The 19,564-nt window shown below is 71.6% G+C and carries 17 protein-coding genes and 1 pseudogene; 9 read left to right on the forward strand and 9 right to left on the reverse strand.

The genetic code is table 11. The features are described from left to right. Nucleotides 1-8: 8 nt before the first annotated feature. From IE168_RS05780 to IE168_RS05815, 8 genes are all read left to right on the forward strand, one after another. Nucleotides 9-599: a hypothetical protein gene (locus IE168_RS05780; protein ID WP_189496132.1), complete on the forward strand. Its 591-nt coding sequence runs from the start codon at nucleotides 9-11 to the stop codon at nucleotides 597-599. Continuing rightward, nucleotides 599-1,759 carry an FtsX-like permease family protein gene (locus IE168_RS05785; protein ID WP_189496134.1) on the forward strand — a complete coding sequence of 387 codons (1,161 nt, stop codon included), beginning with the start codon at nucleotides 599-601 and terminating at the stop codon, nucleotides 1,757-1,759. Before IE168_RS05780 ends, IE168_RS05785 begins: the two co-directional genes overlap by 1 nt. A gap of 8 nt (nucleotides 1,760-1,767) precedes the next feature. Then, nucleotides 1,768-2,598 carry a hypothetical protein gene (locus IE168_RS05790; protein ID WP_189496136.1) on the forward strand — a complete coding sequence of 277 codons (831 nt, stop codon included), beginning with the start codon at nucleotides 1,768-1,770 and terminating at the stop codon, nucleotides 2,596-2,598. A 2-nt stretch (nucleotides 2,599-2,600) separates the two neighbouring features. Then, on the forward strand, nucleotides 2,601-2,945 hold the full coding sequence (locus tag IE168_RS05795) for an FtsX-like permease family protein (RefSeq protein ID WP_189496138.1): 345 nt from the start codon (nucleotides 2,601-2,603) through the stop codon (nucleotides 2,943-2,945). Between the two features lie 163 nt (nucleotides 2,946-3,108). Beyond that, nucleotides 3,109-4,365, forward strand: a complete 1,257-nt coding sequence (locus IE168_RS05800; RefSeq protein WP_189496140.1) for an efflux RND transporter periplasmic adaptor subunit — start codon at nucleotides 3,109-3,111, stop codon at nucleotides 4,363-4,365. Nucleotides 4,366-4,522: 157 nt separating this feature from the next. Then, a complete protein-coding gene (locus IE168_RS05805) occupies nucleotides 4,523-5,215 on the forward strand; it encodes an ABC transporter ATP-binding protein (RefSeq protein WP_189496142.1) in 693 nt (230 codons plus the stop codon). A 31-nt stretch (nucleotides 5,216-5,246) separates the two neighbouring features. Then, on the forward strand, nucleotides 5,247-6,416 hold the full coding sequence (locus IE168_RS05810) for an ABC transporter permease (protein ID WP_189496144.1): 1,170 nt from the start codon (nucleotides 5,247-5,249) through the stop codon (nucleotides 6,414-6,416). 24 nt (nucleotides 6,417-6,440) lie between these two features. Beyond that, a complete protein-coding gene (locus tag IE168_RS05815) occupies nucleotides 6,441-7,757 on the forward strand; it encodes an ABC transporter permease (RefSeq protein WP_229823152.1) in 1,317 nt (438 codons plus the stop codon). An 81-nt stretch (nucleotides 7,758-7,838) separates the two neighbouring features. On the opposite strand, the gene rarD is transcribed toward IE168_RS05815, so the two are convergent. The 6 genes and pseudogenes from rarD to IE168_RS05845 form a co-directional block, all read right to left on the reverse strand. Beyond that, nucleotides 7,839-8,741: an EamA family transporter RarD gene (rarD, locus tag IE168_RS05820; protein ID WP_189496147.1), complete on the reverse strand. Its 903-nt coding sequence runs from the start codon at nucleotides 8,739-8,741 to the stop codon at nucleotides 7,839-7,841. A 140-nt stretch (nucleotides 8,742-8,881) separates the two neighbouring features. After that, a pseudogene (gene yedA / locus IE168_RS05825) lies at nucleotides 8,882-9,781 on the reverse strand (drug/metabolite exporter YedA); the annotation flags it as partial. A gap of 268 nt (nucleotides 9,782-10,049) precedes the next feature. Next, nucleotides 10,050-12,236 (reverse strand): carboxy terminal-processing peptidase, encoded by a 2,187-nt coding sequence (locus IE168_RS05830; RefSeq protein ID WP_189496151.1) that lies wholly within the window; start codon nucleotides 12,234-12,236, stop codon nucleotides 10,050-10,052. A 165-nt stretch (nucleotides 12,237-12,401) separates the two neighbouring features. After that, the gene (lipA, locus tag IE168_RS05835; protein WP_189496153.1) at nucleotides 12,402-13,412 is read right to left on the reverse strand and encodes a lipoyl synthase; all 1,011 of its coding nucleotides are present in this window, start codon (nucleotides 13,410-13,412) and stop codon (nucleotides 12,402-12,404) included. 105 nt (nucleotides 13,413-13,517) lie between these two features. Then, nucleotides 13,518-14,171, reverse strand: a complete 654-nt coding sequence (gene lipB / locus IE168_RS05840; protein WP_189496444.1) for a lipoyl(octanoyl) transferase LipB — start codon at nucleotides 14,169-14,171, stop codon at nucleotides 13,518-13,520. Between the two features lie 44 nt (nucleotides 14,172-14,215). After that, nucleotides 14,216-14,494: a DUF493 family protein gene (locus tag IE168_RS05845; protein ID WP_189496155.1), complete on the reverse strand. Its 279-nt coding sequence runs from the start codon at nucleotides 14,492-14,494 to the stop codon at nucleotides 14,216-14,218. A 165-nt stretch (nucleotides 14,495-14,659) separates the two neighbouring features. Between IE168_RS05845 and IE168_RS05850 the strand changes: the two genes are divergently transcribed. Then, nucleotides 14,660-15,577: a CsgG/HfaB family protein gene (locus tag IE168_RS05850; protein WP_189496158.1), complete on the forward strand. Its 918-nt coding sequence runs from the start codon at nucleotides 14,660-14,662 to the stop codon at nucleotides 15,575-15,577. Nucleotides 15,578-15,586: 9 nt separating this feature from the next. Here the strand turns inward: IE168_RS05850 and IE168_RS05855 are convergent, their stop codons facing one another. The 3 genes from IE168_RS05855 to mltB form a co-directional block, all read right to left on the reverse strand. Continuing rightward, complete coding sequence (locus IE168_RS05855; RefSeq protein WP_189496160.1) at nucleotides 15,587-16,807, reverse strand: D-alanyl-D-alanine carboxypeptidase family protein; 1,221 nt, start codon at nucleotides 16,805-16,807, stop codon at nucleotides 15,587-15,589. 76 nt (nucleotides 16,808-16,883) lie between these two features. Further along, the gene (locus tag IE168_RS14735; protein ID WP_189496162.1) at nucleotides 16,884-18,344 is read right to left on the reverse strand and encodes a septal ring lytic transglycosylase RlpA family protein; all 1,461 of its coding nucleotides are present in this window, start codon (nucleotides 18,342-18,344) and stop codon (nucleotides 16,884-16,886) included. Beyond that, nucleotides 18,344-19,501, reverse strand: a complete 1,158-nt coding sequence (gene mltB, locus IE168_RS05865; protein ID WP_189496165.1) for a lytic murein transglycosylase B — start codon at nucleotides 19,499-19,501, stop codon at nucleotides 18,344-18,346. Before mltB ends, IE168_RS14735 begins: the two co-directional genes overlap by 1 nt. Nucleotides 19,502-19,564: the final 63 nt, after the last annotated feature.

Genomic DNA, 19,564 nt, shown 5'->3' on the forward strand with positions numbered 1-19,564 from the left:
TCGATGACATGAACCACGCACGACGCCCGTCGTTCCGGGCTCCGTTCCTGAAGTGCCTCCCCCTGGGGATCGCTGCGCTGCTGCTGGCTTCGGCCTGCACGCAGCCGGCCGACAACGCCGTTGACCAGGCGGTCCCGGCGGAATCAAGCCAGCTCGCCGCCAACGCCACAGACCAGCCAGTGGAGCTCCCGGTACAGGACTTCATCATCGCCTTCCACAAGGCGAGCATCGCCGCCGGCCTTGGTGCCAACACCACCTACGAGTTCCCGGCCATCTGGCTCTACGCGCCCGACGGCACCCTGCACTCCCGGATCACCGACGAAGCCGGCCTTGAGCAGCTGCGGCAGACCTTTGGCAGCCTCGACCCCGCGTCCGCCCAGGGCGATGGCCTCAACCTCGACGGGGTCGCGGAGCTGGTTGCGCAGGCCGGCGCCAGCCTCGACCGTTCCGGCAACCCCGAGGCCTGGACGGCCCTGGTGCTGCTGGGCGAGGAAGCCTGCGGCCAGCCGCCCTGCCCCGCCTTCGCCGAAACCGCAGCCCGGCTGCAGGACGCGCACCCCGATACCCTGCATGCAACCACCGTGACCCTGGTGCAGTAGTGCCCGGCCGCGGCCCTGCGCAGACACTGCGCGCCTGCCTTGTCATCGCCGGGCTGCGGCTGCGGGAATCCCTTGGCCGCCATGCCTACCTGGCCGCCACGCTGATGGTGGGCGTGGCGGGTTTCTGGGTCCTGGGTGCGCTCTCCGCGCCCTTCATCGCTCGGCATGTCTTCAGCGATGCCGGCATCTACGTCAGCAGTTCCCGCGAGGGCACCCTGCTGCCACTGCGCCATGCCGAAGCGATCGCGCGCCACCCGGACGTGGTCGCGGTCAACCACATGAACGTGCTCGCACTGATGTGCAAGCCGCCCATCGGCGTCGCCACGCTCAACGGCTGGGGCGGCACCGATCCGATGCGCAGGCTGCGCGACATCCAGGTCGCGCCCGCCGACATCGCGGCGTGGACGGCATCGCCGCACGCCGTGCTGGTCGGTGCCGAGCTCGCGCAGCGCTGCGGCTGGACCGCGGGCACGACGCTGGAACCACCCGACCTCGCAGGCAACCCGGTTCCGATCACGATCGCCGGCATCTTCCGCAGCGACGAAGGCGGCTTCGGCGAACAGATCGTGATCGCCCATTACGAGCACGTGGACCGCATGCTCCCCGAACCCGAGCAGGGCCAAGCGCGCATCGTGCAGGTGTACGGCCACGATCCGCTGGCCCTGGCCGAGCTGGCCGGCGAAGTGGAAGCCCTGCTCCAGCACGCCGACCCGCCCGTCCAGGCGCACGTGGCCAGCGGCACGGACAGTCTTCTCGGCAGCTTCGGCAATGTCAGCGCACTGTTGCTGTCCGTGCTCGTCGCACTGGCGCTGTGCGTGCTGCTGGTGTTCGTGAGCATCGCCGCACACCTGGCCGCGCAGCGGCGCGCGAGCATGGCGATGCTGCTGGCCCTGGGCTTCGGGCGGGGCCTCCAGCTGGCCGCGATGGTCGTGGAGCTTGCGGTCGTGGTCCTGGTGGGTGCGTTGCTTGGTACGGCCCTGGGAAGCTTCCTGCTGGAGCTGATGTCGTCCCGCGTCGGCCACATGCTCGGCCGCCTGGCGCTGTCCCCGCGCGACGGGCTCTGGCTGCTGGCCGGGCTGCCGCTGCTGGTGGCGATCGCCGCGTCCGCGCCGGGCTTCGCCCTGCGACGGCTGCGTCCGATCGACCTGCTCCGGTCCTGAGCCACGGCATGCCGAAGGCCATCGCCAGCATCCTGGGCATCTTCCTCGCCGGCCACCTGGCACGGCCGCGCGACGCGCTGCTGATGCTGGCCGGCTTCCTGATCGCCGCATCCACCCTCGTCCTGCTCCTGTCCATTCCCGCGGGCATCGACAGGATCGCTGCCAGCAGCGGCGATGCCCGCATCGCCCTGGTGCTCTCCTCGCAGGCGCGCACGGAGATCGAAAGCGTCCTTCCGGTCGATGCCGCCGGCATCATCTCGGCCCTGCCGCAGGTCGCACGCCACCCGGACGGGCGCGCGATGGTGGCGCCGCAGTTCATCGCCAACACCAAACTCACGCGCGGCGACGGTGTGCGCAGCACGGTTCAGGTCCGCGGCGTGGACGCCTCCACCTGGGCCTTGCTCGAGGCGTTCGGCGACCTGGTTGATGCACCCGGACAAGGCGGCGAACGCGACCTGCTGGTGGGGAAGATGGCCGCGGGCGCATACCGGGAGCTCCAGGGCGCGGAATCGCTGCGGCTGCGCGGCACAGCGCTCGCCATCCGGCACGGACTCGCTGCGAACGGCGGCTTCTGGGAGTCCGAACTCTGGACCGCGCTCGCCACGCTGCAGGCCGCCTACAACGCACCCGGCCAGGTCTCGGTGCTCTGGGTGGCCCTGGTGGACGAGGCGGCCTTCGATGCCTTCGCGGCCGGCGTCCGTTCCGATCCCCGGCTGTCCGGCGTGCGCGTCGTCGCACAGGACTCCTATTACGGTGAGCAGGTCGCCTTCGTGTCGCAGCTTGTCCGCCTCGCCGCCCTCGGCGTCTCGCTGCTGCTGGCTGCGGCGCGATCCTGGTGATCATGAACGCCCTGGACACCGCGCTGCAGAAGCGGCGGCGCGAAGCCGGCACGCTCCGCGCGCTTGGTTTCCCGCGCACGGGCATCGGCGCCGCCGTGCTGGTGGAGGTGGCCGTCATCGGCACGATCGCCACCGCGCTGGCGCTCGGCGCCATGTACCTGGCGGTCGACGGGCGGATGTTCGGCACCTCGGCCGGCAGCCAGGCGATCCAGGCCCATGTCGCCATCACCCCAGCGTTGGCCCTGTTGGTCCTCGGCTACAGTCTGGCGCTGGGCCTGCTGAGCGCCCTGCTGCCGACGTGGCGGCTGGCGGGCGGCAGGCTGATCGACTCCCTGCGTGCAGACTGAGTGGCCGGTGCCCCGCCTGCACCGCTCCGGCGCCTGCCTGACCGGAGCACGTGCGGATGCATGACACTTCACAGGTGACACGGCCCGCCCCGGCGCTTGAAAGTGGCGCCACCCCGCGGCGGGCCCGGTCACACTCCATCCACTGCCCTCGTCCCTGGTCCCGATGAACACGAAAGCCGACCTGCTCAAGGAACTCCGCATCGACCGCCAGCCCACGCCGCCGCCCTCGCGCCGCGGCCTGTGGATCGGACTCGCGATCGCCGTCGCGGTGCTGCTGCTCGCGGGCCTGGCCTTGGCGCTGCTGTCCGGCGCCCGCACGACCGAAGTCCGCACCGCAACCGCCGCCGCAACCGGCAACGGCGGCAGCGGCGCGACCTCGGTGCTCGACGCCAGCGGCTACGTCGTCGCCCGGCGCATGGCCACCGTCTCGGCCAAGATCACCGGGCGCGTGCGCGAAGTGCTGATCGAGGAAGGCATGGCGGTGGCCGAGGGCCAGGTCATGGCCACGCTCGACCCGGTGGACGCCGACGCCCAGCACGACCTCGCCCGTGCCCAGCTCGGCGCCGCGCGCAGCCAGATCGCCGGCGTCCAGGCGCAGCTGACCGAAGCCGAAGCGAATGCGACGCGCCTGTCGGGGCTGGTGCGGCAGCAGCTGGTCTCGCGCGCGCAGTACGACCAGGCGGTCGCGCAGCGCGATGCACTGCGCGCCCAGCTCGCCACCGCCCGGCGCAACGCCGAGGTCGCGACCGAAAGCCTGCGCATCAGCGACATCGGCGTCGACAACACGATCGTGCGCGCGCCCTTCGCCGGCGTGGTCATCGCCAAGGCCGCGCAGCCGGGCGAGATCGTCTCGCCGCTGTCGGCCGGCGGCGGCTTCACCCGCACCGGCATCGGCACCATCGTCGACATGGATTCGCTGGAAGTCGAGGTCGACGTCGGCGAGGCCTACATCGGCCGCGTGCAGGCGAAGATGCCGGTCGAGGCCACGCTCAACGCCTATCCCGACTGGAAGATCCCGGCCGAGGTGATCGCGATCATCCCCACCGCCGATCGCGGCAAGGCCACGGTGAAGGTGCGCGTGGCGCTGAAGGAGAAGGACCCGCGGATCGTGCCCGACATGGGCGTGACCGTGAGTTTCCTCGAGCGTGCGCCCGAGACCGGCGACGGCGCAGGCGACGACGCGCCGCGCGGCGTGCGCGTGCCGGAGGCCGCGGTGGCCACGCGCGACGGCGGCGACGTGGTGTTCGTGGTCGCCGGCGACGACGGCGATGCCACGGCCGAGCTGCGCGGCGTCAGCACCGGAGGCGCCTCGGGCGGCCAGCGCATCCTGCTGTCGGGCGTGGCGCCCGGCGAAACCGTGATCCTCGATCCTCCCGCAGACCTGGCCGACGGCGACAAGGTCAGCCCGGCCGGTCCCTAGGCGCCGCTTCCACCAGACACCTGCATCCCACATCCCACCTGTAGGAGCGGCTATAGCCGCGATGGCGCAGACCCGGTCGCGGCTATAGCCGCTCCTGCAAAGAAGCAAAGAAGGCGTTCGGGTTCACCGCATCCACCACATCCACCGGAGCATCGTGATGACGACCCTGGTATCGATCCGCAACCTCACCAAGTCCTACCAGCGCGGCCCGGAGAAGGTCGACGTGCTGCACGGGCTGGACCTGGACATGGCGGCCGGCGACTTCGTCGCGCTGATGGGCCCCTCGGGCTCGGGCAAGACCACGCTGCTGAACCTGATCGGCGGCCTCGACGCGCCCACCAGCGGCGAGATCGACGTCGCCGGCCAGCGCATCGACCGCATGGGCGCGGGCCAGCTCGCCGCCTGGCGCAGCCAGAACGTCGGCTACGTCTTCCAGTTCTACAACCTGATGCCGGCGCTCAGCGCGCAGAAGAACGTCGAGTTGCCGTTGCTGCTGACGAAGCTCGGTGGCGCGCAGCGCAAGCGCAACGCGCAGATCGCGCTGGAGCTGGTCGGCCTGTCCGACCGCACGTCGCACAAGCCGTCCGAGCTGTCCGGCGGCCAGCAGCAGCGCGTGGCGATCGCGCGCGCGATCGTCTCCGACCCGACGCTGCTGATCTGCGACGAACCCACCGGCGACCTCGACCGCCAGTCGGCCGAGGAGATCCTGGGACTGCTGCAGGAGCTCAACCGCGAACACGGCAAGACCATCGTGATGGTCACCCACGACCCGAAGGCGGCCGAGTACGCCAGTCACACCCTGCACCTCGACAAGGGCGTGCTGGTCGAACAGCAGGCGCACGCGGCCTGAGCCGCCGGGGCAACCACCGGAGGGGTTCGCCATGAAGTATTTCCACCTGGTCTGGGCGGCGCTGTTCCGGCGCAAGACCCGCACCTTCCTGACGCTGGCCTCGATCGTGGCCGCGTTCCTGCTGTTCGGCCTGCTCGACGGCATCCGCACCAGCTTCGCCGAGCTCGGCCGCAACGCCGACGGCGCGCAGCGCCTGCAGACCGCGTCGAAGCTGTCGTTCATCGAGACCCTGCCGATCTCGCTGCAGTCGCGCATCGCCAACATCGACAACATCGAGGCGGTGACGCACGCCAACTGGTTCGGTGGCGCCTACCAGGACCCGAAGAACCAGCTCTTCACCTTCGCCGTAGCGCCCAACTACCTCGAGCTCTACCCCGAGATCGAAGTCGACCCGGCGCAGCTCGAAGCGTGGAAGCGCAACCGCACCGGCATGCTGGTGGGCGAGGCGATGATGAAGCGCTTCGACTGGAAGGTCGGCCAGCGCATCCCGCTGCAGTCCACCATCTATCCCAACAGCGACGGCACGCTCGACTGGGCCTTCGACATCGTGGGCGTGCTGCGCGCGAAGGAGGGCGGCGCGGGCGGCGGATTCACCGATGCGCTGATCCTGATGCACTACGACTACTTCGAGGAGTCCTCGCCCTACATCGACGGCGACGTCGGCTGGTACATCAGCCGCGTCTCCGACGTGCGCCGCAGCGACGCCGCGGCCAAGGCGATCGACGCGCTGTCGGCCAACTCGCCGCACGAGACCAAGACCATGAGCGAGCAGGCGGCGATGGCCTCGCAGCTCAAGCAGATGGCCGACATCGGCCTGATCGTGGGCTCGATCATGGGCGCGGTGTTCTTCACCCTGCTGCTGCTGACCGGCAACACCATGGCCCAGGCCGTGCGCGAGCGGACGTCCGAGCTGGCGGTGCTCAAGACGATCGGCTTCACCAGCACCAGCGTGCTGATGATGGTGCTGGCCGAGTCGATGCTGATGGTGGTGATCGGCGGCGTGCTGGGCCTGGGCCTGGCGGCGGTGATCGGCAAGGCGGCGACGGCCGGCAGCGGTGGCCTGGTCAACCTGCCACCGGTGGGACTCGAAAGCTGGCTGCTGGGGCTTGGGCTGATGCTCGCCATCGGCCTGCTGGTCGGCGCGCTGCCGGCGATCCGCGCGATGCGCCTGAACATCGTCGACGCCCTCGCGGGCCGCTGACCGGGAGACACACGGATGAACCGTATGAAGAAGCTGCTTCGTGGTGCGGGCCTGGTGCTGCTCCTGGTCGCCTTCCTCGCCGCCTGGATCGTGCTGCCCTGGCCGGCGCTGCTGGCGCTGGCGGTGGCGTTCGCGCTGTGGATGGTCCTCACCCGCAGCGGCCGCCAGGCCGCTTCGGTGACGCGCGTGGGCGTCAGCACGCTCACGCAGCGGCTGGGCGCGTCGTCGGTGGTGATCGTCGGCATCGCCGGCGTGGTCGGCGTGCTGGTGGCGCTGCTGGCGATGGCCGAGGGCTACCGGCACACGGTCAGCAGCAGCGGCGACGAAGAGACCGCGATCGTGCTGCGCGGCGGATCCTCGGCCGAGCTGATGTCGGTGATGACGCGCGATGCAATCACCGCGATCGAGCGCGCGCCGGAGATCGCACGCGACGCCGACGGCCGCCCGCTGGCCTCGCCCGAGCTGGTGGTCGCGGCCAACCTGCCGATCCGCGGCGGCGGCGCCGACGAGGACGGCAGCGTGCAGCTGCGCGGCGTCGGCGACATGGCCTGGGCGGTGCGCCCCAACGTTCGGCTGGTCGAGGGCCGGCGCTTCGAGCCCGGCAAGCGCGAGCTGGTGGTCGGCAAGGGTGCGCGCCGGCAGTTCGCGGGCCTCGAGCCCGGCGCCGAGCTGCGCCTGGGCAACCAGCAGTGGACGGTGGTCGGCGTGTTCGAGTCCGGCGACGGCATGGAGTCCGAGATCTGGGCCGACGCCGAGGTGGTCGCCACCACCTATCGCCGCGGCTCCAGCCGCGCCTCGGTCTTCGCCCGCCTCACCTCGCCCTCTGCGTTCAACGCCTTCAAGGCCACCCTCGACGCCGACCCTCGCCTGCAGGTGGAGGCGCAGACCACGCTGGCGTATTTCCAGGGCCAGTCGGCCGGCGTATCGAAGGTGCTTCGGATCATCGGCATCGTGGTCGGCTCGATCATGGCCATCGGCGCGGTGTTCGGCGCGCTCAACACCATGTTCGCAACCGTCGCCTCGCGCGCGCGCGAGATCGCGACCCTGCGCGCGATCGGCTTCCGCGGCATGCCGGTGGTGGTCGCGGTGATGCTGGAGACCATGCTGCTGGCCGCGCTCGGCGGCGTGCTCGGCGGGCTGCTGGCCTGGCTGGTGTTCAACGGCTACACCGCCTCGACGCTCGCCGGCGGCGTGGCGCAGCTGACGTTCGAGTTCAAGGTGTCGCCGGAGCTGCTGTGGCAGGGCCTGAAGTGGGCGCTGGCGATCGGCTTCGTCGGCGGCCTGTTCCCGGCGCTGCGCGCGGCGACCATGCCGGTGACCGACGCCCTGCGCGCGGCCTGAGCGGCGCGGCGCCGCCGCCTGCAGCCAGCCGTACGACAACGGCACTGCAGCCGGAAGGCGCACGGCACGCGTCCCAGTGGATCAGGCCTGCTGTGCCACCACCCGCCGCCGGGAGCGGATGAAACCATCGATGGCGAACACCGCCAGACCCGCCCAGATCACCGCGAAGCCGATCGCGCGGTCGCGGTCGAAGGCCTCGCCGAATACCAGCACGCCGCACAAGAGCTGCAGCGTCGGCGCCAGGTACTGCAGCAGGCCGACGGTGGTCAGCGACACCTGGCGCACGGCGTAGGCGAAGCCGATCAGCGGCAGCGCGGTGAGCGCGCCGCCCAGCACCAGCAGCAGGTTGCTGCCCCAGCCCCAGCGCACATCGGTGAAGCCGCCCTGCCCGCCCAGCTCCAGCCAGGCCAGCAGCGCCGCCGCCGGCACCAGCAGGTACAGGTTCTCCACGCCCAGTCCGGCCACCGCATCGACCTGCGCCTGCCGCCGGATCAGCCCGTAGAACGCGAACGAAGTGGCCAGCGCCAGCGCGATCCAGGGGAAGCTGCCGTAGTTGAAGGTCAGCCAGAGCACGCCGCAGGCGGCCAGCGCCACCGCCACCCATTGCGCCGGCTGCAGGCGCTCGCGCAGGAATACCACGCCGATCACCACATTGAGCAGCGGGTTGATGAAATAGCCCAGGCTGGTCTCGACCACGTGCCCGGCGTTCACCGCCCAGACGTACAGGCTCCAGTTGAAGCCGATCAGGAGCCCCGAGGCCAGCAGCATCCCGGCCAGACGCGGCTGCGCAAACACCGCGCGCAGCCAGCCGCGGCCGCGCGTGAGCGTCAGGAAGGCCGCCACCAGCAGCGCCGACCACAGCGCGCGGTGCAGCACTACCTGCAGCGAGGGCACGGATTTGAGCAGATGCCAGTACAGCGGCATCAGGCCCCAGAGCACGAAGGCGCCGACGGCCATCCACAGGCCGCGGGTACGGCTGTCCATGCTCAACTGCGCGCTCCGGGGTCGGGAAGGCGGACGGCGGTGGACACCGCGTCCGCGGTGGCCGGCACCGGCACCGCATCGGCGCTCGAGGCCGCGATCGGCTCCGCCACGGTCGACGGCGCCGGCTGCGGCGGCACCCGGCGGCGCGCGCTGGCGATCGTGATCGCGACCACGCCGGCGAGGATCACCGCCATCGCGCCGAGGTCGTGGGCACTGAAGCGCTCGCCGGCCAGCAGGGTGCCGAGCAGCACCGCGATCACCGGATTGACGTAGGCGTAGCTGCCCAGCAGGGTCGCGCGCACGTTCTGCAGCAGCCAGGCATAGGCCGAAAACGCCACGATCGAGCCGAACACGGCCAGGTAGGACACCGCCAGCCAGCCGCGCGGCGTCGGCATGGCCTCGATGCGCTCGCCGAGCAGGCCGCCGGCCATCGTGAGCAGCACGCCGCCGCAGAGCATCTGCGCGGCGGCGGCCATGAACGGCGACGGCAGCGCGCGCCCGCGGCTCCAGACCGAGCCGAAGGCCCAGGCCAGCGGCGCCACCAGCAGCGCGGCCAGGCCCACCGGCGACGCGGTGAGCGAGCTGCCGGCGTTGAGCCAGGCGACGCCGGCGAAGCCGATCGCCAGGCCGACGACCTCGAGCCGCGACGGCCGCTCGCCACGCAGCGCCGCGAACAGCCCGATCCACAGCGGGCACGAAGCCACCGCCACCGCGGCCAGCCCCGACGACACCGTCTGCTGCGCGATGCAGACCATGCCGTTGCCGAGGCCCAGCAGCAGCAGGCCCATGACCCACAGGTCGCGCCACTGCGTGCGCGTGGGCGCAGGCACCCCGCGCAGGCGCAGCAGCGCATACAGCAGTCCGCCTGCGACCAGGAACCTGCAGCCCGCCATCAGCAGCGGCGGCCAGCCGCCCTCCAGCGCGAAGCGGATGCCGAGGTAGGTCGAACCCCAGACGACGTAGACCGCACCCAGCGCGAGCACGACCGCGGTCGCGCCCGGAGGCGTGCGGGAAGGGAGGGACGGCGAAGCGGCACCCATGGCGCGATCCGGAACGTGTTCGGGGAGGAAGGCCGCGGGAACCCGCCGGCCGGTCCGCCATTCTACGCCGCCGGGGCACCTGCGCTGCCGGCAGCGTCTACGCCGCCCGCGCCGCGCCTGTAGGAGCAGCTACAGCTGCGACCGCATCTCCTCCGACGCCAGGTCGGGCGCCGTCGCAGCTGTGGCTGCTCCTACACAGGCGCGTCCGGCGGAGGCGATCGGTAAATGCGTCCGGCAGGCGCGTCCGGCGGTGCGTCCGGTCGCGGCCTCAGCGCGCCCAGCGGCCCGGGCCGGTCGACTCCGGCAGCACCACGCCCGACAGCTTGCGGTCGGCGTCGAGCAGGCGCACGGCGTCGGCGAGGATCGCGGCGGACTCGCGCAGCAGCGGATCCGGGCGCTTCTCGGCGGCGTCCTCGCGCGCGGTGTCGGTGGCGATGTCGCGCTCGTTGGCGGTCAGGCCGTCGTCGTCGGCAAGTTCGGCCAGCGGATCCAGGTCCAGGCCCAGGCGCTTGCGCTCTTCCTGGCGCTGCGTGCGCTTGGCGGCCTGGCGGTCGCGCTCGGCGCGCCGCTCGGCCTCGTTGAGCGAGATGTATTCCTTGTCGGCCTCGGCGCGGAACTCGGCCACGTCTTCCTTCCACCACTGGAACTCGCGGTCGGCGGCCACGCGCGCCGAGTGCAGTTCGCCCAGGCGCGGCAGCAGCGGGGCGAAGTTGCCGTAGCGGGTGTGCTGCACCGCCGAGATGCGGGTCCACGGCAGCGCGTTGTCGTAGGTACTCTCGCCGAACTCGCTGCCGTTGACCGTGGCCGGGAAGCGGATGTCGGGCACCACGCCCTTGTTCTGCGTGCTGCTGCCGCCGGGCAGGAAGAACTGCGCGATGGTCATCTTGACCTGGCCGTGGCGCGCGCCCTCGTTGGCCGGCCAGCGGTCGAGGTCGAACAGGTTCTGCACCGTGCCCTTGCCGAAGGTGGTCTCGCCGATCACCAGGCCGCGGCCATAGTCCTGGATGGCACCGGCCACGATCTCGGACGCCGAGGCCGAGGCGCGATTCACCAGCACCGCCAGCGGGCCGTCCCAGGCGACGCCGGCCTTGCGGTCGGACTCGACGTTGACGCGGCCACCCGATTCGCGCACCTGCACCACCGGGCCGGTGTCGATGAACAGGCCGGTCAGCTCGACCGCCTCGTTGAGCGAACCGCCGCCGTTGTTGCGCAGGTCGAGCACCACGCCGTCGAGGCCCTTGCCGCGGAACTCGCCGAGGATGCGCGCGACGTCACGGGTGGCCGAGGCGTAGTCGCCGTTGCGGCTGCGGCGGCCCTCGAAGTCCTGGTAGAACGCCGGCAGCTCGATCACGCCGATGCGCCGGGCATCGCCGGTGGGGCCGGCCGGGATGTCGATCACCTTGGACTTGGCGGCCTGCTCCTCGAGCCGGACCTTGGCGCGCGTCAGCGTGATCCTCACCGGCTCGCTGTCGAGCAGCGCTTCGACCGGCACCACGTCCAGCCGCACCTGGCTGCCCGCCTTGCCCTTGATCCTGTCGACCACATCGTCGATGCGCCAGCCGATCACGTCCTCCATCGGCCCGCTGGTGCCCTGGCCGACGCCGACGATGCGGTCGCCCGGCGTGAACTTGCCGCTGCCCGCGGCCGGCCCGCCCGGGATCAGCTCGCGGATCACCACCACGTCGTCCTGCTTCTGCAGCTGCGCGCCGATGCCTTCCAGCGACAGCGACATGCTCTGCGTGAACAGGTCCGCGGTGCGCGGGTTGAAGTAGTCGGTGTGCGGATCGATCGAGGCCGTGTAGGCGTTGAGGAATGTCTGGAACGCGTCTTCCTGGTTGAGCTGGGCGACGCTGGTGGCCATGTTGGCGTAGCGCTTGTCGAGCGTGGCGCGGATCTCGGCGGGCTCCTTGCCGGCCAGCTTCAGGCGCAGCCAGTCGTTGCGCACCGACTTCTGCCACAGCGCGTCGAGTTCGGCCTGGTCCTTGGCCCACTCCGCGTCCTCGCGGTCGTAGTACCAGCGCTCGTCGCCTTCGAAGTCGAAGATGTCCTTGCCCAGCAGGTCGCGCGCGTACTGCACGCGCTCGGCCACGCGCTGCTTGTAGATCGCGTACATCTCCATCGCCACCGCTGTGTCGCCCTGGCGCACGGCCTCGCCCAGCGTCGCCTCGTGGCGCCGGAAGCGCGCGACGTCGGCGGCGTCGAGGAACAGCTTGTTGCCGTCCAGCGCCTCGAGGTAGCGGCGGAAGATGTCCTGCGACAGCGAGGCGTCCAGGCCGCGCGGCCGGTAGGCGTAGCGGCTGTCCGAAAGCAGGCCGTAGACCAGCTTCGAAGTGGTGGCGTGGTCGGTCGAGGGACCGGCCGGGATCGCATCGCCGCCCGACCTCGCCATCAGCGCCAAGGGCATGGCCAGCGCCAGGGCGACGACGGAGGTGGACAGGACTTGGCGTGCTTTCATGGACAGTGCTCGGTGCTCACGTGGGTGGCGTCGCGTCATGCACCAACATCGGCCGCCGGTGACAGGCTGCACAGTGCTGGAAGTCGCATGGAACGCCCTGGAGCCACTCTAACCGCGGCCCAGTGGCGGGGTGTGAACAATTCGCCAGACAGCAGGAAGCCGCGTTCAGGCGGCGACGCCGGCGCCCGCGGCCTGCCGGTCGGCGTGGTACGACGAACGCACCAGCGGCCCGGAGGCGACGTGGGTGAAGCCCAGCGCCATGCCGTAGTCCTCGAAGTGCTTGAACTCCTCCGGGGTCCAGTAGCGCAGCACCGGATGGTGGTGTGCGCTGGGCTGCAGGTACTGGCCGATGGTGACCATGTCGACGTCGTGCGCGCGCAGGTCGCGCAGGGTGGCCTCGACCTGCGCCTGCGTCTCGCCAAGGCCGAGCATGATCCCGGACTTGGTGGCGACGCCGGGATGCTGGGCCTTGAAGCGCTGGAGCAGGGTCAGCGACCACTGGTAGTCGGCGCCCGGGCGCACGTTGCGGTACAGATCCGGGACGGTTTCGACGTTGTGGTTGAAGACGTCCGGCGGATTGGCGGCCAGGATCTCCAGCGCGCGGTCCATGCGGCCCTTGCCGCGGAAGTCCGGGGTGAGGATCTCGACCTTCGTGCCCGGCGTGGCCTCGCGGATGGCGGTGATGCAATCGACGAAGTGCTGGGCGCCGCCGTCGCGCAGGTCGTCGCGGTCGACCGAGGTCACCACCACGTACTTCAGGCCCATGTCGGCGACGGTTTCGGCCAGGCGCCGCGGCTCGTCGGCGTCCGGCGGCTTCGGGCGGCCGTGGGCGACGTCGCAGAAGCTGCAGCGGCGGGTGCAGACATCGCCCAGGATCATGAAGGTGGCGGTGCCGTGGCCGAAGCACTCGTGGATGTTCGGGCAGCTGGCGTCCTCGCACACCGTGACCAGGCGGTTCTCGCGCAGCTTCGACTTCAGCGCCGCGACCGCGCCGTTGGACGGGATCCGCACCCGGATCCACGACGGCTTGCGCAGCACCGGCGCATCCACGAACTCCACCGGCGACCGCCCGATCTTGTCGCCGGCCACCTGCTTCACCCCGGGCACCAGCGACGGCGGCGCGTCGCTGACCACGTTGAGCGGGATGGATCTGGGATTTGCGGAAATATCGGACATTTCTTTTTTGCCACGGATGAACGCGGATAACGCGGATTTACACGGATAGAGCAAAAGCCAAGGCAGATGCGTCAGAAAGCGGATTGTCTTCCAACTGTTTTCGCTTTATCCGCGTAAATCCGCGTTATCCGCGTTCATCCGTGGCAAAAGCTCCTGCTCTTCAGCAGCCTCGACAGGCGCGAGCCCGAGCTGTGCGGCAAGCGCCGCGACCAGGGGGGGCTGGGCGGCTTCGAGGCTGGCGGGACCGCCGCATTCTACCACCGAGGTCACGTCCAGCCCGGCGTAGCCGCAGGGGTTGATGCGACGGAAGGGCTCGAGGTCCATGGCGATGTTGAACGCCAGGCCGTGGAAGCTGCGGCCGTGGCGGACGCGGATGCCGAGCGCGGCGATCTTGGCGCCGCTGTCGACGTAGACGCCCGGCGCGCCCTCGCGGCGCTGCGCGTGGATGTCCCAGCCGGCCAGCGTGTCGATGATCGCCTGCTCGATGCGGCAGACGTATTCGCGCACGCCGATCCCCAGCCGCTTCAGGTCCAGCAGCGGATAGGCCACCAGCTGGCCGGGGCCGTGGTAGGTCACCTGCCCGCCGCGGTCGACCTTCAGCACCGGGATGTCGCCGGGTATCAGCACGTGTTCGGGCTTGCCGGCCTGGCCGAGGGTGAACACCGGGTCGTGCTCGACCAGCCACAGTTCGTCGGGGGTCTCCGGGGTGCGCGCGTCGGTGAAGTCCTGCATCGCCCGCCACACCGGCCCGTAGGCCATCCGGCCGAGGTCGCGCACCCGCACCGGCCGTGCGTCCGCGGCGGCTACAGCGTCCACTTCACCTCGGGATGCTCGCGCAGCGCGGCGTGCGCGCTCTCGTACTCCTCGCGCGAATTGGCGCGGAAAGTCAGCTTCACCGACACGAAGCGGCCGCCGCTGGAGGGGCGGCTGGTCAGGCTCTCGTGGACCACGGTAAGCCCCGCCGCGCGCAGCAGGTTGGGCACCTCGACCTCGAGCCCGGCCGACGCCGGCCCCATCGCGGTGATCTCGAAGTCGCCGGGAAACTGGAAGCCGTGTTCCGGGTTGTCGGATTTGATCTCCATGGGCCCGATTATGGGCCCGCGGGCGCGCGATCCCAATGCCATGGCTGAAACACCGCGACCCGCGCCCGGCCCCGGAACCGCTGTCCGACGGGCGGCCGCGCGGCCGCTGGCGGGCAAGCGCTGCGTTTGGCGATGTGGAATCGACCCATATCCACGGAGCACGACATGCCACGCAAGCCCCTCGCCGCCGCCCTCGCCGCCTGCCTGCTGGCCGCGCCCGCCGCGGCTGCCGCCCAGCAGGCCAACGACGTCCCGGTGTGCTCGCGCAACCTCGGCAGCATCGCCGTGATCGAGCCGACCGGCCAGAACTGGTGGACCGGCCAGCGCCTGCCGTCGCCCGCCGCGCTGATCAAGGTCTACGTCAACCGCTCGCGCTGCTTCACCCTGGTGGATCGCGGCACCGGCATGCAGGCGATGCAGGCCGAGCGCGCGCTCGCCGCCTCGGGCGAGCTCCGGGGCGGTTCCAACATCGGCAAGGGCCAGGTGCGCGCCGCGGACTACGTGCTGGTGCCCGACGTGGTGTCGCAGAACCGCGATGCCGGCGGCACCAACATCGGCGGCATCGTCGGCGGCCTGCTCGGCAACCGCCGCGCCGCGGCGGTGGTCGGCGGCATCAACCTGAAGCGCAGCAGCGCCGACGTCGTGCTGACCGTGACCGACGCGCGCTCGTCCGAACAGGTGGCGATGGCCGAGGGCCAGGCCAGCAAGACCGACGTCGGCTGGCGCGGCGGCGGCGGCGGGATCGGCGGCGCGCTGCTCGCCGGCGGCGCCTCGGGCTATGCCAATACCGAAATCGGCCAGGTGGTGGCCCAGGCCTATATCCAGGCCTATGCCGACCTGGTCGCCCAGCTCGGCGGGCTGCCCGGCGATGCCTCGGCGGCGAACGTGGCCCAGGCGGTGACGATGACCCGGCCGGGCCGGCTGCTGGCCTCGGCCGACGGCAGCGGTGCCGCGGTGCGCGACCTCGAGTCCGGGATGCTGCTCTATCCCACCGGCGCCAGGGCCGGCACGATGTGGGAAGTCGAAGACGAGGTCGGCAACCGCGGCTGGGTCAACTCGACCCAGCTGTCGAACGCGCGCTGAGGCGGGGCCTCAGAGCGACTGCCACCACATCAGCAGCTCGTGCCACAGGCGCTTGAAGAACCCGGCCTCCGGCACGTCGGCGAGCGCCACCAGCGGCGCCTCGGCCACCAGCTTGCCGTCGAGCATCACCCGCACCTTGCCCACGGCCTGGCCCTTGGCGAGCGGGGCCACCAGGGTGCGCGGCACGTCCATGCTCGGCTGCAGCCTGGCGTACTGGCCGCGCTGCATGCTCACCAGCAGCGGCTGGGCCACGCCCAGGCCGATCTCGTTGGCCTCGCCCTTCCAGACCTTCTGGGTGGCCATCGGCTCGCCGGGCGTGTACAGCTCGTGGGTCTCGAAGAAGCGGAAGCCCCAGTTGAGCAGCGCCTGCGAATCGGTCGCGCGCTGGCTTTCGCTGGTCGAGCCCATCACCACCGAAATCAGGCGCTGGTCGCCGCGCTTGGCCGAGGCCATCAGGCAGTAACCGGCGCCCGAGTGGTGACCGGTCTTGATGCCGTCCACGCTCTTGTCGCGCCACAGCAGCACGTTGCGGTTGCGCTGGGTGATCGGGCCGACGGTGAATTCCTTGATCGCGTTGTAGGCGTAGTGCTCGGGGAAGTCGCGCGCCAGCGCGCGGCCGAGGGTCGCCAGGTCGCGCGCGGTCGAGTAATGCTCCGGACCCGACAGCCCCGTGGCGTTCTCGAAGTGGGTGTCCTTCATGCCCAGGCGCGCGGCATGCGCGTTCATCAGCGAGGCGAAGGCCTCCTCGGAGCCGGCGATGTGCTCGGCCAGGGCGATGGCGGCGTCGTTGCCCGACTGCACGGTCATGCCCTTTTCCATCTCCAGCAGCTTCGCGGTCTTGTTGACCTCGAAGCCGCTGTAGCTGCCGTCGGTGCCCGCGCCGCCGGTGCGCCAGGCGTTGACGGTCATCATCACGTCGTCGTCGTTGCTGATCTTGCCGGCGGCCATCTCGGCGGCGATCACGTAGCTGGTCATCACCTTGGTGATGCTGGCCGGTTCCACGCGCTCATCGACGTTCTCGCCGGCCAGCACCTGGCCGGTGGCGTAGTCCATCAGCAGCCATGCGGTGCCGGTCACGGCGGGCGCGTCGGGCACCGGCAGCTGGTCGCTCAGCGCGGCCGCGGGGGCGGCCGGGGTCGGCGCGGGCGCGGGATCCTGGGCAAAGGCGAGGCCGAGCGTGGCGGCGGAAACGGCGGCAAGCAGCGCGACGCGGGCGGCGTGGGCTTTCATCAGGCGGGAAACTCCGGGAATTTCGGGCCACCCGTGTCCGGGCGGCGTGGACAGTCGTTGATTCTAACCGCGCACGTCACTCACGCACGGGCTGCGGCGCGCCGAAACCGAGGCCGGCGACACGGGCGCTGAGGTCGGCGACCGTGGTCGGCGCGACCGGCCCCACGCGCAGGCGCCAGACCGGCTTGCCCGCCGAGGTGCCGTCCTGCAGCCGGGCCTCGCCGATGCCGGCGCCGCGGAGCATCGCCAGCGCGCGCTCGGCGTTGTCGCGCGAGCCGAAGGCGGCGACCTGGAGCAGGATGCCGGCGGCCGCGCGCGGGGCGGGGGCCGAAGCGGCGGTGGCGGATGCAGGCACGGAGGCCACGGCCGCCGGCTGCGTGCTGGATGCCGCGGGCACCTTTGCGGCGCCGGCCGTGGAGGCGGCCGCCGCGGCCGCGCCGCCGGACGCCCGCGCCGGATCGCGCGGATCGGGCGTGCCGGCGCGGCCGGTGGCCACGCGCGCGCGGCGGGCCTTCATCCAGGCGTCGAACTCGTCGGCGGTCATCGCGCGGCCGTCCTGGTGCATGTCGAAGCGCCAGTCGCCCGCGGACGAGGACGAGGACGGCGACGCCGGCGCGGCGTCCGTGCCCGCGTTCGCGGCCCCACCCTGTTCAGGCGCCGAAACCTCCGCGTGCAGCGAGGCCGGCTGCGAGACCGCCGCGATCAGCGCCGCCGGGGCCACGGGCTCCTGCACCGTCGCGACCAGCCCATCCATGCCGCTCTGCGCTGCCGGCTGCGGCCGGCCCGTTGCCACGCGCACGCCGGGCGGCAGCCCGGTCGCGGGATCGACCGCCGCCGTGCGGGCGTCGGCCGGGCGCTCGCGGGCGTTCTCGCCCGGCCCCAGCGCGCGCACTTCCACGCGTGCGGTGCCGCGCGGATGCACGCCGATCTTCACCGCGGCGGCGTAGCTGAGATCGACCACGCGGCCGTCGTGGAAGGGGCCGCGGTCGTTGACGCGCACCACCACCGACTGCCCGGTGTCGAGGTTGGTCACCCGCGCGAAGCTCGGCAGCGGCAGCGACTTGTGCGCCGCGGTGAAGGCGTACATGTCGTACACCTCCTGGTTGGACGTGCGCCGGCCGTGGAACTTCTGGCCGTAGTACGAGGCCGTGCCGGTCTCGACGAAGCCGCGGGTCTCGTCGAGCACCCGATAGCGCTTGCCCAGCACCGTGTAGGTGGGGCCGTTGCCGTAGCGCGACCGCGGCAGGTCGACGACCTCGGGCTCGGGGATCGCGTCCACGTCCGGGACGTAGTCGGGGGTGGTGTCGGCGACACCGGGCTTGTACAGGCCGCCGGCCACGTAGTCGCCGCGGGTGGAGGGGTCCTCCTGCGCCGGCGCATAGGGCGACACCTTCGGGCCGTCGCCGCGCGGGGCGCCGCCGGCGGCGGGATCGGCAGCAGGGGCGTCGCCGCGCTTCGGTGATCCCGCGCAGCCGGCCAGCAGCACGGCCACCGCTGCGACTGCCCAGCACGCGGACTTCGCGCGCCGGAGGCGCATCACGGCCCGCGCCCCGCGATCGCCTGCGCCAGCTGGTGCACCGCCAGCGAGTACATCGGCGAGCGGTTGTAGCGGCTGATGACGTAGAAGTTGCGGTAGCCGAGCCAGTACTCGCGACCCGCGTCGCCGTCCAGCGCGATCACGGTGGCGCCCTCGCCCACCGGTTCGCCGGCGCGCGGGGTGAAGCCCAGTTCGGCCAGGCGCGGCAGCGGGTGGTCGGGCTCGAGCGACTTCGGGTCGCCGCTGGGCACGAACTCGGCGGCACCTTCGGCCTTGTCGGCGCGCGCGACCACGGGGCCGCCGCGCTCCCAGCCGTGCACCACGAAATAGTTCGCGATCGAGGCGAACACGTCGGGCTTGTGGGTCAGCAGGTCGCGCCGGCCGTCGCCGTCGCCGTCCTTCGCCCACAGGCGGTAGCTGGACGGCATGAACTGGCCCATGCCCATGGCGCCGGCATAGCTGCCCTTGAGCGCGGGGATGTCGAGCTGCGGCTCTTCCTTCGCCAGCGCGAACAGCTGCGCCAGCTCGCCGGCGAAGAAGGGCGCGCGCTTCGGGAAGCCGAAGGCCAGCGTGTACAGCGCATCGAGCACGCGGTGGTTGCCGGTGATGCGGCCGTAGCTGGTCTCGACGCCGATGATGGCGACGATGTATTCGGCCGGCACGCCGGTCTCGGCGGCGACGCGGTCGAGCGCCGCGCGGTTCTCGGCATAGAAGGCCTTGCCGCCGCTGATGCGCGCGTCGTTGATGAAGATCGGGCGGTAGTCGCGCCAGGGGCGCACCGCCTCGGCCGGGCGGGACATCGCGTCGATGATCGACTGCTTGTGCTCGGCGCCGGCCAGCACGGCCCGCACCTTCGCGGGATCGACGCCGTAGGTGGCGGCGGTGTAGTCGACGAAGTTCGCGATGCGCTGCGCGCGGTCGATCGCCGGATCGGTCACCGCGGGCGGCGCCACCGGCCGTTCCGGCGGTTGCGGCACCGGCGGCAGCAGGCCGGGCGCGGACGCCGCGGCATCGGCTGCGACCGCCACCGGGGCGGTTTCGCTGGCGATGGCCGGGGCATGGAGGGCGGAGGGCGCGCAGGCCGCCAGCAGCAGCGGCGCAGCCAGGACCGGCAGCAGGCGCGGTCGAGAGGGGGTCGGTCGCGGGTGTCGGTTCATCGGCGGCGAGGTTAGCACGCAGCTGCGACGCGTCCGGGCGCCGCGTTCACGCCCGGTTGTGGC

Origin of the sequence: Luteimonas padinae (assembly GCF_014652935.1) — a bacterium.
In the GTDB taxonomy this organism is placed as follows: Bacteria; Pseudomonadota; Gammaproteobacteria; order Xanthomonadales; family Xanthomonadaceae; genus Luteimonas; species Luteimonas padinae.

What these genes read in the sequence shown, in the direction of transcription:
- IE168_RS05780 (WP_189496132.1), top strand. Translation starts at nt 9, where the DNA reads ATGAACCACGCACGACGCCCGTCGTTCCGGGCTCCGTTCCTGAAGTGC.
- IE168_RS05790 (WP_189496136.1), top strand. Translation starts at nt 1,768, where the DNA reads ATGCCGAAGGCCATCGCCAGCATCCTGGGCATCTTCCTCGCCGGCCAC.
- IE168_RS05795 (WP_189496138.1), top strand. Translation starts at nt 2,601, where the DNA reads ATGAACGCCCTGGACACCGCGCTGCAGAAGCGGCGGCGCGAAGCCGGC.
- IE168_RS05800 (WP_189496140.1), top strand. Translation starts at nt 3,109, where the DNA reads ATGAACACGAAAGCCGACCTGCTCAAGGAACTCCGCATCGACCGCCAG.
- IE168_RS05805 (WP_189496142.1), top strand. Translation starts at nt 4,523, where the DNA reads ATGACGACCCTGGTATCGATCCGCAACCTCACCAAGTCCTACCAGCGC.
- IE168_RS05810 (WP_189496144.1), top strand. Translation starts at nt 5,247, where the DNA reads ATGAAGTATTTCCACCTGGTCTGGGCGGCGCTGTTCCGGCGCAAGACC.
- IE168_RS05815 (WP_229823152.1), top strand. Translation starts at nt 6,441, where the DNA reads ATGAAGAAGCTGCTTCGTGGTGCGGGCCTGGTGCTGCTCCTGGTCGCC.
- rarD (WP_189496147.1), bottom strand. Translation starts at nt 8,741, where the DNA reads ATGGACAGCCGTACCCGCGGCCTGTGGATGGCCGTCGGCGCCTTCGTG.
- IE168_RS05830 (WP_189496151.1), bottom strand. Translation starts at nt 12,236, where the DNA reads ATGAAAGCACGCCAAGTCCTGTCCACCTCCGTCGTCGCCCTGGCGCTG.
- lipA (WP_189496153.1), bottom strand. Translation starts at nt 13,412, where the DNA reads ATGTCCGATATTTCCGCAAATCCCAGATCCATCCCGCTCAACGTGGTC.
- lipB (WP_189496444.1), bottom strand. Translation starts at nt 14,171, where the DNA reads ATGGCCTACGGGCCGGTGTGGCGGGCGATGCAGGACTTCACCGACGCG.
- IE168_RS05845 (WP_189496155.1), bottom strand. Translation starts at nt 14,494, where the DNA reads ATGGAGATCAAATCCGACAACCCGGAACACGGCTTCCAGTTTCCCGGC.
- IE168_RS05850 (WP_189496158.1), top strand. Translation starts at nt 14,660, where the DNA reads ATGCCACGCAAGCCCCTCGCCGCCGCCCTCGCCGCCTGCCTGCTGGCC.
- IE168_RS05855 (WP_189496160.1), bottom strand. Translation starts at nt 16,807, where the DNA reads ATGAAAGCCCACGCCGCCCGCGTCGCGCTGCTTGCCGCCGTTTCCGCC.
- IE168_RS14735 (WP_189496162.1), bottom strand. Translation starts at nt 18,344, where the DNA reads ATGCGCCTCCGGCGCGCGAAGTCCGCGTGCTGGGCAGTCGCAGCGGTG.
- mltB (WP_189496165.1), bottom strand. Translation starts at nt 19,501, where the DNA reads ATGAACCGACACCCGCGACCGACCCCCTCTCGACCGCGCCTGCTGCCG.